Here is a 12,562-nt window from a genome sequence, read left to right as displayed (position 1 = left end):
GAGTGTCAATACAGTAAGGGGATGGAAGCATGAATCGAATACTAATGTACGGGCTTGTATGCTCATTACTGATTTTTGTTGTATTCTTATATTTCTTACAAGAGACAAAAGAGATGGATGTCATTCAATACTTCCCGATCGATTCTAACAGTAAGTTCACTTCTTACGGGACAAGCTTAAGCTTTGCTGAGCAATCTGACGCTGATGAATATGAAGTCACTTGGAAAATGTCCTCTAAAAGTGATCAGACTCAATATTTACGGCAGGACGTCTCCCTCCTTTATGTAAACGGAAGACTGAAGGGGATTATGAACAAATGGGAAGAAAATGCACAGGAAATTGAAAAGGAAGTAAAAATCCACGGAGAAGATAGTCAAAAATATGAATCGATAACTTTCCACCATGGAGAGATTCATGAGGATGATCTTCCTATCAAGAGTGTCCAGGCAGCATCTACAGATGCGCTCTATGTCATCGACTCCCCCCACAGTACACGCTCTTTCTTCCACAAGCCGAAAACGGCGGAAGAAAAAGAATGGAAAGAGAGGTTAGACCACAGTATCCAGCAACAGGTGCAAGTTCAGTGGAAGGAGCTCTTAGACTATTACCAAGTTCCAAAAGGCCAGTACACAGCAGTGCCGCTTACTGAACTGGCAAAATACAATGACCGTCCTCTTCCTGGCGTACCAGAGGGTGAATCAGAACGAATATACGGTCAATTATGGGAAGGCCTATACAAAAATTACATATTAGGCATAACCGATACCCATTCCAACCACCCTATACAAAGTTATATCCCCATCATCCTGTTCGACAAGAACGGAAAGCACTTAATGGTACTGTTCGAAGATGATACAGGAAAGAAACATCAACTCATCCAATACTACTAAGAAGAGGATAACTCATCAGAAAGATTTTTAAATTGTTGATTATCTGGATTTAATTCTGCAGCTGTTCGTGCATGTTCAGCTGCTTTTTCTTTATTACCTTCCTGGTCGTACAGTATAGCAAGGTTATAATGAGCTTCTGCCATGTCAGGTGCTAATTCGACAACTTCTATAAGATCTTCCTTCGCCTTCTCCTCTTCTCCCAATTGGATATAAGCATAGGAACGATTGAACTTTAAAGGTGCTTCATAATTTCCTCCCTGTTCCATCGCCTCCGTTGTCAGAGCAACCACCTTGTCATACTCTCCATCTTGATTCAGTTGCTGTGATTCCTGCACTTGTGAAATCGTCTGTCCTTCATTAAAGTAGCCTTGAACGCCTAAGATACCCATCGCGGCGATTGCACCTACATAGCCGAATAAGGCAAGAGACTGAATAAATGGCGCCTTTTTCCTCGGAAGGTTGACAAGAGCTGAAGCGATAAACCCTCCGACAAGTCCTCCCATGTGTGCACCGTTATCCACTTGTGGTACCGTTATACCAAAAACAATATTCAACCCAATAACAAATAATAAATTCCAGCCCATTGTTCGGAAAAACAGCTGCTTATGATGAACACCAAAGAATAATAGAGCTCCAAACAAACCAAAGATTGCACCTGATGCTCCTGCTGCCACGAAAGGGTTTAGCATAAAGCTCGCAACGCCTCCGAAAACGCCGGCAAGGAAGTAAATCAAAGTGAACCGCATCGTTCCGTAGATCCTCTCTACAGCCGTGCCTAGATAATAGAGAGCTAACATATTCATCAATAAATGAAGCAACCCTATATGAATGAACATAGAAGAAACGATTCTCCACCATTCTCCTTCTATGATTGCAGGGTTATATTTCGCTCCAAACTCAATGAGGGTTTCCACCGCCGTTGAATCCGCCTTCCATTCCATATAAACAAAAAACAGGATATTGATAGCCAAAAGGACATACGTGATCAATGGCTTTCCAAATTGGAAGAGTGATTCCGCTTCTTTCCTTCGTTTATAATGAGAACCTGCAATTTGTTGTTGTAAATACGGAATCATAGCTTCCTTCTCATCTTGTGAAGGTTCTTGTTCAAATTCAGTTGCATCTAAATCAAAATGATGAAGGAACCGTTCCCTCTCTTCTTGTTTCGTATCATCAGACATATAATATAGATTGAACTGGGAGGAATTTTCGGGAAGTTCATCCAGGACATGTTCCCACTCATCGACTGGCTGGTGTTCTGAAATGTAAATGGTATGAACCGTTACTCGACCACCTCGGAACAACTTTCGGTTCTTCTTCAGTTGCTGCTGAACCATAAACAGTTCCCGCTTCAACTCATTACTCCAATTGACTTGCTTTTGTTTGATTCTAACCACGTTCGTTTTCCATTGATGCTCTTTCTCCAGCCACACTTCTTGATCTTTCGTATGAAGATGAAGAACCTGGAATTCGTGAACCACGACTAGTTCATAGACGAATTTCCAAAAATAATAACTTTGCTCCACAAACACGCCTCTTCCTCCTTTATTCCCCTCATCATAGCATGGGTTAAGGGATGAATTACCCTTTCCTGCTCATTATATTAGCTCAAAAGAAAAGCTGTCATTTTTCAATGACAGCTTTTCTTTTGAGACATTCATAGTACAGGGCTTTTATTACCTTTGAAACATATGCCCTAGTAGTTTTTTTCGTACATAAGGAACGTTCATCGTCAAACGGACCATCAGTTTTCGAATCAAAGGATAAGAGGAAGCGAAATTAATGATTCGATAGCGAAATTGATACACTGAGATCACAGCTGTAACGCAAACAACCACCCACCGGATAGCACTAGACATGGTACCCACCCCGTTTTCTTCTTGATTTGGGATTAGGTTTTGCCTATTATGGGAAGCTTATTCACCTTTGTACTGTTTCAAGACTGGCTTCATTGTTTCTTTCAAAATAGATGCAGAGTCCAGAAACTTACGATTTTCTTCTTCTGTTAAGTGAAGAGGAATGATTTCCCGGATCCCACTTCTATTCACAATGGCGGGGACCCCAATATAAATATCCTCAACCCCGTATATACCGTCTAGATGCGAAGAAACGGTAAGAATGGCATTCTCATTATGCAAGATAGCGCGCGTCAACCTTACTAACCCCATCGCTATTCCGTAATGAGTTGCGCCCTTACGCTTTATGATATGATATGCAGCGTCTCGTACTTGTTCAAAAATATCATCTAAATCCGAAATATTATACTTCTCTGGGCTGTCCTGTATCCTGTCAAAAACAGATTGCCCTCCAATAGTAGTATGACTCCAAACCGGCAGTTCTGAGTCCCCATGCTCTCCAATGATATATCCATGCACGTTCTTAGCACTTACATCAAAATATTCACTAAGCTGATAACGAAGACGAGCCGTATCTAGGATGGTCCCAGAACCAATCACACGGTGTGCTGGAAGTTTGGAAAACTCCCTGGTCATATAAGTGAGAATATCTACTGGGTTTGTAGCCACAACGAAAATTCCATCAAATCCACTGGACATGACAGATTCCACGATCGACTGGAAGACGGCCGTGTTTTTCTCCAACAAGTCGAGTCTGGTCTCTCCAGGCTTCTGGTTCGCACCAGCTGTAATCACGACTATGTCCGCCTTCTGACAATCATTATAGTCTCCAAACCAAATCTTTTTGCTAGACGGGGCAAAGGCAAGACCGTGGTTCAAATCCATGGCATCACCTTCTGATTTGTCTATATTCAAATCAATCATGACGAGTTCGTCCGCAACACCTTGATTCAATAAAGCAAAAGCATAACTAGAGCCAACCGCTCCTGTACCGATCAATGCCACTCTATTCACACGTTCCACAATACCCCTCCAATTATTACTTTGACTGTTTCATTCCTTCTTCCGTCAAAACATACTGAACTGGACGATCGAACGCTTCCACAGGGATGGATTCACACTTTTGTTGCTGGGATGCGACCATGATCGTATTACCTTTAAAATTGGCTAAAAACCGGTCATAATACCCTCCACCAAAGCCGAGTCTGTAGCCGTTAGTATTAAATAACAGCCCCGGAACCAACAAAAGGTCAATCTGATCCGGAGAGACAGCTTCCGTAGCCGATGGTTTTGGTTCCTGAAGTCCGAAATACACAGTCTCCAACTGTTGAAAATCATTTAGCCTATAAAACTGCATACTCTTTTCTTCTGGGTTACACTTTGGAACGACCATCTGTTTTCCTTGTTCCCATCCGCTCTCAATAATATGCTTCGTATCCCACTCGAAACCTCGTGAGATTGTCACTCCTATGGTTTGCGCATCAGACCAAAGCGTGCTCTCAAACAAAGCTTTTGCCTGTTTTTTTTCGATGTTGTGCTTCTCTACTCCTGTAAGGGATTGCAACATGTGCTTCGCTTCCGTACGTAATGCTTTCTTCAACAGTCAGCCCCCTCATTGAATATAAAAAAAACAGTAGGAAAGATCCTACTGTTTTACTTCGTTTCGCGGTGAAGCGTATGCTTCCCTAGGCGTGGGCTGAATTTCTTAAGCTCCAAACGTTCAGGGTTCGTACGCTTGTTTTTTGTAGTAATATAATTGCGGTCACCAGTTTCAGTGCAAGCAAGTGTGATATTTACACGCATTGGTTATCCCTCCAAATCTTGTTCAATTGTTTCACGTCTTTGATTCACATTATCAGACTTAACTATAATAACAAAACCACACGTCTCTTTCAAGTATATTATTGATGTAAAAACCATGCAATCCTCATAGTCACAGTAGAATTTCTATGATATAACTAAACATGAGAAATGTTAGGAGTGAGAAAAACTATGCTAACCGTTATCATCACGTTACTATCCATATCCGTGGTATTATTCATCCTCTCCTTCTTCGCAAATGATCGCATGAAAAAGGTAGAAGACCAGGTTGAACAGCTTTCTATGGAGATGATGCAGTCTAATTATCAATTCGGGCAGAAACTTAAAGTATTGGAAGAAGAGCTTCTCGCAGAAGATTTGACTGGGGAAATTATCAAACAGAACGCCTCTTCTTCGCACTCTAAGATGGACACCATTTATTCCATGTATAGTAAAGGCTTTAAACCCCATTACATAGCTAAACAAACCAATGTCGATGAACAGGATGTCCTCCTCTTCATTCAACAGTGGGATAAGAAAGGTGTCCTTTCATGAAGCATCTTCTCCGTTCATTTTCATTAGGACTGTTTGTAGCTACCCTACTGCTCGGTGGAACTCTCTACCTGCAACCTCAAGAAGCAGAAACATCCTTAGCTAAGAAAGGTGGGGGCACAAAGGACATGATAGCCCACGTCGAAAGCAGTGGCTATCATGTCCTCTCAAACGAAGAATTTGAATCCCTTAACCAGAAAAAGAAAGATAAAGAAGCAGCACCTGATGAGAGCAATATCGAGAAGGTATTCGTCTACTCCCTCGATATAGTATCCGGCACTACTACAGAAGACATCAGCAAAAAACTTGAAGAAGCAGGAGTTATTGACCAAGCAAGCGAGCTGGAACAATACATGTCGCTCAATGATTATAGTCGGTTCATTCAAGTTGGGCAAGCGACTGTAAACTCGGATATGAGCCTGAATGAGATAGCAAAAGCGATCACTTCAAAGTAATGCTTTAGAATAATGATTACACAAAAAATGCAGGAGTCTAAATAGACTCCTGCATTTTTTTAATGACCTTATCCTTATGATACAAAAACCGCAGAGGTGCTCTCTCTGCGGTTCTGTGATTTAACTATTCAAGTCGTACGTCTTCCCTTTAACAAGGTAGAATATATTCTCACCGATATTCGTGATGTGGTCTGCAAACCGTTCAATATAGCGAGCTACATAGGCCATCTGCATAATGTGCTGGATTTGTTCAGGGTTAATAGCTGTCAACTCAAGCATTTGCTTAACAACCATCCCATATTTATTATCCACCACGTCATCCATCTCCGCAAGCTTATTCGCCAGAGTGATGTCCTCATACTCGAAGGCTTTCACAGCGAGATCGACCATATCCATCGCAAGGATGGCCATTTCACGAAGTTCCGGATCAATTTCAATATTGTGATGCTCACCTAAATGAATCGTAGCCTTTGCGATGTTAGTAGAGTGATCCGCCATCCGCTCAAGGTCTGATGAGATTTTGATAGCACTTACTAACCTCCGAAGATCACTTGCTACTGGCTGCTGTTTCGCAATCATGAGGACAGCATTGTCATTAATCCGTTCCTCACGAGCATCCAATTCAGCGTCGTCTTCAATCAACTGTCTAGCCTTTTCTACATCACATTCATACAATAGGTGAATGGCGCTATCAAGTGAATATTTCGCTTCTACCGCCAATTCTTTAATTTGTTGCTTAAGTTGGTCTAGTTCTTCTGAGAATTGAGCACGTGTTGACAAGTCAGTTCCTCCTCCCTAATTATCCGAAGCGTCCAGTAATATAATCCTCTGTTCGCTTATCACGTGGGTTTTGGAACAGGTCATCTGTCTCGGCAAACTCAACTAATTCTCCATTCAAGAAGAATGCCGTTTTATCAGAGATACGGGCAGCTTGTTGCATGTTGTGCGTTACGATGATGATACTATACTTCTTCTTAAGTTCTTGTACTAACTCTTCCACTTTCGCCGTAGAGATTGGGTCAAGAGCAGAAGTTGGCTCGTCCATCAAAATGACATCAGGTTCCACGGCAAGTGCACGTGCAATGCAGACACGTTGTTGTTGACCACCGGACAAGCCATACGCATTCTCGTCTAAACGATCTTTCAATTCGTCCCAGATTGCAGCGCCTTTAAGACTTTTCTCAACGATTTGATCAAGTGTTTTCTTATCTTTGATACCGTGAATACGAGGACCGTATGCTACGTTATCATATACTGATTTAGGGAATGGGTTTGGTTTTTGGAATACCATACCTACTTTTGTACGCAGGTATTCTTGTTGGAAGTTATTCCCGAAAATGTTCTGGTTACGATACTTGATGTCACCGGAAGTTTTTACGATCGGCACCATTTCCACCATTCGGTTTAGTGTTTTCAGGAATGTCGATTTCCCGCACCCTGATGGTCCGATAATCGCAGTAACCTGCTGTTCTGGTACGTTCATAGACACTTCATACAAAGCTTGATCGGAACCATACCAAAGGTTTAGATCCTCTACTTCGAAAACGTGACGTCCTTCTGTATTCTTTTGCTTTTTATCTGTAGATTTACTTTCGATTTTTACATTTGCAGTCTTTTTTTGTTGCTCTATAGTTTCGTTCATTACGAAACCCTCCTCATCCAATTTTAAAGGCGTCGTTGATACTTGTTACGAATAATTACGGCAATGGAGTTCATCAGTAGCAAAATTGCAAGTAGTACAATGATTCCTGCGCCAGCAACATATTGCCATTCTTCCTGTGGACGACCAGTCCAGTTGTAGATCTGGATCGGCATAACCGTGTACTTCGCAAGTAGTGAATCCGGAAGCGTGAAAATGGCTGTCGCAGCACCGACAATAATAAGTGGTGCCGTTTCCCCAATGGCACGAGACAAAGCAATAATTGTACCTGTCAAAATTCCTGGAATAGATGCAGGCAAAATTACACGCGCAATGGTCTGCCATTTTGATGCACCCATACCGTAGGATGCTTCTTTAATTTCAGATGGTACCGAACGAATCGCTTCCTGAGCAGAGACAACTATAACTGGTAAAATTAGGAGCGCCATGGTTAAACCGCCCGCTATTAAGGTATACCCGAAATTAAACATATAAACGAAGAATGTTAAACCTAAGAGACCAAAAACAATTGATGGCACTCCAGCAAGGTTTTGAATGTTCACTCGAATAAAGTCTGTAAATTTATTCTGTTTAGCATATTCTTCTAAATAGATGGCTGTCGAAACACCAACGATGACCGCAAATACTGCAACGATCAACATGAGGAAAATCGATCCCATCACACCAGCCCATAACCCTGCTTTTTCAGGGTACGGAGCAGGGAAGCTAGTAATGAAATTCCAATTCAAATAGCCAATTCCTTGAGTCAATACACGATAAAACAGAAGTACGAGAAAGACAAGGCCAACAGTTGTAGCCAAGAAGAACAAAACCATCAAGATTTTGTTCAGAAGGACTCGTCCCTCCATACGTTTTTTTATTCCTTGTTCGTTCTGTCCAAGCATTAATATTCCTCCCTGAACCTACGTGAAATATACTGTGCGATTAAGTTCATGACCAGGGTGAAGACGAATAGCGTCATACCTACAGCATATAGACTATAGTAGATAGTTGATCCGAATGTCGTATCCCCGGTAGCAGCCTGTACAATAAAGGCTGTCATCGTCTGGATAGAATCTGTCGGATTGAATGTTAAGTTTGGTGTCGCACCGGCAGCAATCGTCACAATCATCGTCTCACCGATTGCACGAGAGATCGCCAATACAATCGAAGCTACGATACCAGAGAATGCAGCTGGCAATACAACTTTGAATACTACTTCAAACTTGGTCGCTCCAAGTCCGTAGGCACCCTCACGTAGAGCGTTAGGAACGGAGTTCATCGCGTCTTCTGATAGAGAAGCGACCATAGGAATGATCATAATTCCTACAACAAAACCACCACTCAATGCGTTGAAAATCCCTAGATCGGGAATGAACGTTTGAAACATAGGAGTAATGAACGTAAGAGCGAAGTACCCGTAAACTACCGTCGGAATTCCAGCAAGGACTTCCAAGATCGGTTTGATGACACGTCTCGCTTTGTCATTCGCATACTCACTCAAGAAAATAGCTGACATAAGACCAAGCGGTACAGCTGTTAGTGTTGCAATTAACGTAATCAAGAGCGTTCCACCGATTAACGGTGCCACCCCGTAATGACCTGTCCATGGGGACCAGTCCGTACCTGTATAGAAATCAATAATCGATACATTTGCGAAGAATCCGATAGACTCTCGCAGTAAAGTGAATAAAATTCCAGCTGTCGTTAACACACTAACGATGGCACAAAGCAACAGAAACCATGGAATGATTTTTTCTATAATTTCTCCAAGGCTTTTCGATCGCTTTTTATCTTCAATCATCTGTTGGACATTTACATTTCCCTCTGATTGCAAACCTTTGTCCATGTTAAAACTCCTTTCATCCATAAGGCAAGGTGAGACTAAGTCAGTCTCACCCACCTCTATTAAAACTTGGAATTCCTGTTACTCAGCCCAGCTTTTAACTGTATCAAGCTGTTCTTGATATTTCTCGTCTGGAAGAGCAACGTAGCCTACTTCTTCAGCTGCTTTACCAGCATTATTTAGAGTGTACTCAACGAAGTCACGTACTTGTGCCTTCTCTTTATAAGCATTTACGTTCACATAAGTGAATAGTGGGCGAGAAAGTGGTGTATATTCACCGCTTTGAATTGTATCTCCACTTGGCTTGACTGCTTCTGCATCTTCACCGTCTTGGATTCCTAGAACTTTAAGCGCATCTTTGTTCTCAGCATAATATGCATAACCGAAGAATCCGATTGCGTTAGGGTCGTTCTCGATACCGCGTACTAGTACGTTGTCATCTTCAGAAAGAGTTGTGTTTTCTCCCTCTTTCATTGGATTTTCTTCAAGAATTACTTCGTTGAAGTAGTCGAAAGTACCGGAATCGTGTCCAGGACTGAAGATCTTGATTGTTTCATCTGGCCATTCTGGATTGATATCAGACCATTTAGTTGCCTCAGAAGAATCAAGGAAGATTTGTTTAAGTTGTTCGATAGAAAGTTGATCAACGAAATCGTTCTCGGCACTTACTACAACAGAAAGACCATCGTAAGCAAGAGTTAGTGGCTCTAGCTGTACGTCGTTTTCTTCCGCTTGTGCCATTTCTTCTTCTTTGATTTCACGGGAAGCGTTAGAAAGATCGATTTCACCTTTAGTGGATTTCTTGAATCCTCCACCTGAGCCTGAGCTGTTAACTGTTGCGTTAACTTCTGGCTGCTCTTGGCTGTAAGTGTAAACAAGGTTTTCCATGATTGGGAAAACTGTTGAAGATCCGTCGATTGCTACTGGACCGGAAACTTCTTCGGATCCGCTATCTCCTGATGATTCTCCACCAGAGTTGTCTGTTGCTTCCTCATCGGAGTTAGATCCTCCACATGCTGCAAGTACACCTACAACTAAGATGAATGCAAGCATTAGTGCTAAACTTTTAAAGTTTTTCATTTCTTTCTCCCCCTATAGGTACAAAGTTTTGTGAGCAACGGCTTGACCAACTCACAATTTATATAATAAAGGTGGAGTTTTAATCACATATAAATGAAACGTAAAGGTTTTGTAAATTGACCGATTTTGTTGAAATTCGTCTTGATAATATTGAAATGGCCCCATCTTATAAGGGAAATACAGTTTTTGATAAAAAAAAGTGATGCGAACGAATTCGCATCACTCTTCTTTATCAGAACTTGTATTGTCTTCTTTTGCACGTTGTTCTTTCAGTTCAAAATAGGCTTGTCCTATTCTCGCCCCGATCTTATTACTGACGTTGAATGTTGATACCGCGTCTTCTCCTACGTGTGGAGTCATAACAGAAAAGGCGATCTCCGGGTCATTAAATGGCGCATAGCCAATCAAGGTTTTGTTCAACAAGTTAGGAATCCTGCGATACTCCCCTTCTACTTCAGTAGGTACCCATTTTTCCGTTTGGGCTGTTCCCGTTTTACCAGCCATGTTGTATTGTGCATAAGGCTGTTTGGAGAAAATAGAACTAGCTGTTCCGCGTGATGTTTGAAAAACTTGTCGGAACCCTTCTTGGACCCTGCCAATGTAGGATGGATCCATTTCTATTTGATTTAAGACGTTCGGAGCGTAATCCTTATAAATCGGACCTAGTTCTTCATTTGTATTAGAAGGGTCATGGATCTCCTTCACCAATCGCAATTGCATCCGGTCCCCACCATTGGCGATTGTGGAAACATACTGATTTAGCTGCATAGGTGTGTAAGAACTATACTGCCCAATTGAATAGTCAAGTAAGTTACCAGGGTTTTCAGGATTGTCTCCTTGAACTCCTGTACTTTCATAAGGGAAGTCGACTCCCGTTTCGACACCTAATCCAAACTGGTTGAAGTTGTACAAGAATTTCTCAAATGTATCATTATCTAGGTTCAATGAATCTTTAACATAACTAGGACTGTAGTCTCCGCCGAGCCGCAAAGCAAGGAAGAACATGTACACGTTGGAAGACTGCTGTAGAGCAGAAATATCATTTACATATCCGATGTTCGGAGTATAAGATCCTTTAGTCTTGTTGGGGAGCTTTAAATCCCTATCATTGATTCCGAACCCAGGGTAAATAGCTTCTTCTTGCAACCCTGTCAAAATCGTAGCACCCTTCACCGTCGAACCTGGAGTATAGGCATTATAAACGGCTTGGTGGGAGACATCTGTGAACCGGCTTTCGCCTGGCTCGATATTACGGTTATATTGTTGACCTGAAATAGCAAGAATTTCGCCAGTTTCAGGGTCCGATACTACCGCAATCGAATTCTCTAAATTTCGGTTATCGTAAGGTGCCGCTTGAATAGCAGCCGCTAACTCTTCCCTGACAATCTGATCGACCTTCTGCTGTAATTCCATATCAATCGTCAAAACCAGGTCTTTCCCGCGTTGTCCTTCGCGAATGACTTTAGAATCCACTACATTATTGTCTTTATCCGTAATGTACTGTACTTTCTCTTTCGTGCCACGCAACACTTCTTCATACTCTTGCTCAAGGCCACTGATTCCGACACGATCGTTACGGCTGTAGTCGAGTGACATATAATAATCCAAGTCGTCTTTAGGGACACCTTGGTTTCTTGAGGTAATGTTCCCGAGATAGTTCTTGAACGTCGTTTCAAACGGGTAGCTTCTCTCCCAGTCGGCCGTTACGTTGACACCAGGAAGGACAGCCAAGTGCTCAGCGACGGTAGAGTACTCCTCTTCTGAAATGTCGACGTTTTTAATTATTTGAGGGGACAAGGCATAGGCTTTGTCCAATTCCTTCTTAATGGCAATAACCTCTTTGATGTCATCTCCATAGTCAGCAATATCTTGTTCAGTAACACTGTCTAGTTGCAATTGATACACGTCACCGTTTTCCATTCCTTCCGTGTCTACATCCGCAATTCTCTCCATGATTTCTTCGCGGTTGTTTAAATAGAAGTACTCTTTTAAGTCTCGTGTCGTCAATTTATTTTCATAAGGCATATCCATATAATCTGCTAACTTATGTGCAAGCTCTAAACGATCTCCCGGCTGAACACCTTTTGGAGGGGTGTATGTAATCGAATAGAGAGGCTGATTGTCCACGACTGGTTTGCCGAATCGGTCATATACCTCTCCACGAGGAACCGGTATATTTGTAGTAGTATTTTCCGTACGATTAATTTCTTCTTGCGCTTCCTCACCGTTCAGAATCTGCACTACCCCTAATTGAAGGATGATAGCTGCAAATAACAAAAATACGACAAAGAAGACAACATTTAATCGGAAAGGAAGATGTGATTTTTTCGTTTGCTGCTTTTTCTTTTTCTTCCCCATGAGATCTCCTCTCCCTTGTTCAAATCAAATTCATCCTATATTATACAATGATTCGTCCTAAAAGCATAGACGATACTATGGGGAAG

Annotated in this window: 14 protein-coding genes; 3 read left to right on the top strand and 11 right to left on the bottom strand. The window is 41.9% G+C overall.

The window, feature by feature from the left end; all coding sequences use genetic code 11:
* Positions 1–29: 29 nt before the first annotated feature.
* Positions 30–890, top strand: a complete 861-nt coding sequence (locus E4663_RS04710; RefSeq protein WP_135326811.1) for a hypothetical protein — start codon at positions 30–32, stop codon at positions 888–890.
* Here the strand turns inward: E4663_RS04710 and E4663_RS04705 are convergent.
* From E4663_RS04705 to rpmG, 5 genes are all read right to left on the bottom strand, one after another.
* A complete protein-coding gene (locus E4663_RS04705) occupies positions 887–2,422 on the bottom strand; it encodes a rhomboid family protein (RefSeq protein WP_135326810.1) in 1,536 nt (511 codons plus the stop codon). The genes E4663_RS04710 and E4663_RS04705 overlap by 4 nt on opposite strands.
* Positions 2,423–2,566: 144 nt before the next feature.
* Entirely contained in the window at positions 2,567–2,749 is a 183-nt protein-coding gene (locus E4663_RS19725; protein WP_158290419.1) for a hypothetical protein, read from the bottom strand.
* A 57-nt stretch (positions 2,750–2,806) separates the two neighbouring features.
* Positions 2,807–3,772 carry an L-lactate dehydrogenase gene (locus E4663_RS04700; RefSeq protein WP_079479663.1) on the bottom strand — a complete coding sequence of 322 codons (966 nt, stop codon included), beginning with the start codon at positions 3,770–3,772 and terminating at the stop codon, positions 2,807–2,809.
* 13 nt (positions 3,773–3,785) lie between these two features.
* A complete protein-coding gene (locus E4663_RS04695; RefSeq protein ID WP_241657105.1) occupies positions 3,786–4,346 on the bottom strand; it encodes a 5-formyltetrahydrofolate cyclo-ligase in 561 nt (186 codons plus the stop codon).
* A 53-nt stretch (positions 4,347–4,399) separates the two neighbouring features.
* Positions 4,400–4,549 carry a 50S ribosomal protein L33 gene (gene rpmG / locus E4663_RS04690; protein WP_079479661.1) on the bottom strand — a complete coding sequence of 50 codons (150 nt, stop codon included), beginning with the start codon at positions 4,547–4,549 and terminating at the stop codon, positions 4,400–4,402.
* Positions 4,550–4,738: 189 nt separating this feature from the next.
* Here rpmG and E4663_RS20030 point away from each other — a divergent pair, with 189 nt between their 5' ends.
* Entirely contained in the window at positions 4,739–5,101 is a 363-nt protein-coding gene (locus tag E4663_RS20030; protein WP_176140656.1) for a hypothetical protein, read from the top strand.
* A complete protein-coding gene (locus E4663_RS04680) occupies positions 5,098–5,553 on the top strand; it encodes an MltG/YceG/YrrL family protein (RefSeq protein WP_135326809.1) in 456 nt (151 codons plus the stop codon). The genes E4663_RS20030 and E4663_RS04680 overlap by 4 nt, the downstream gene beginning before the upstream one ends.
* A gap of 120 nt (positions 5,554–5,673) precedes the next feature.
* On the opposite strand, the gene phoU is transcribed toward E4663_RS04680, so the two are convergent.
* The 6 genes from phoU to E4663_RS04650 all read right to left on the bottom strand — a co-directional run bounded on the left by phoU (position 5,674) and on the right by E4663_RS04650 (position 12,476).
* On the bottom strand, positions 5,674–6,333 hold the full coding sequence (gene phoU / locus E4663_RS04675; protein ID WP_079479659.1) for a phosphate signaling complex protein PhoU: 660 nt from the start codon (positions 6,331–6,333) through the stop codon (positions 5,674–5,676).
* Positions 6,334–6,352: 19 nt separating this feature from the next.
* The gene (gene pstB, locus E4663_RS04670; RefSeq protein WP_421803487.1) at positions 6,353–7,216 is read right to left on the bottom strand and encodes a phosphate ABC transporter ATP-binding protein PstB; all 864 of its coding nucleotides are present in this window, start codon (positions 7,214–7,216) and stop codon (positions 6,353–6,355) included.
* Positions 7,217–7,218: 2 nt separating this feature from the next.
* Entirely contained in the window at positions 7,219–8,097 is an 879-nt protein-coding gene (gene pstA / locus E4663_RS04665; protein WP_135326807.1) for a phosphate ABC transporter permease PstA, read from the bottom strand.
* Positions 8,097–9,041, bottom strand: a complete 945-nt coding sequence (pstC, locus tag E4663_RS04660) for a phosphate ABC transporter permease subunit PstC (RefSeq protein ID WP_079479656.1) — start codon at positions 9,039–9,041, stop codon at positions 8,097–8,099. The genes pstA and pstC overlap by 1 nt, the downstream gene beginning before the upstream one ends.
* Before the next feature lie 78 nt (positions 9,042–9,119).
* The gene (locus tag E4663_RS04655) at positions 9,120–10,118 is read right to left on the bottom strand and encodes a PstS family phosphate ABC transporter substrate-binding protein (RefSeq protein WP_135326806.1); all 999 of its coding nucleotides are present in this window, start codon (positions 10,116–10,118) and stop codon (positions 9,120–9,122) included.
* Between the two features lie 219 nt (positions 10,119–10,337).
* Positions 10,338–12,476, bottom strand: coding sequence for a peptidoglycan D,D-transpeptidase FtsI family protein (locus E4663_RS04650; protein ID WP_135326805.1), 2,139 nt, complete (start codon positions 12,474–12,476; stop codon positions 10,338–10,340).
* Between the last annotated feature and the right edge of the window lie 86 nt (positions 12,477–12,562).

It is taken from the genome of Halobacillus salinus (assembly GCF_004684905.1).
GTDB classification, from domain to species: domain Bacteria; phylum Bacillota; class Bacilli; order Bacillales; family Halobacillaceae; genus Halobacillus; species Halobacillus salinus.
Note: the sequence above shows the minus strand (reverse complement) of the source record. Positions and strands in the feature narration are given on the sequence as shown.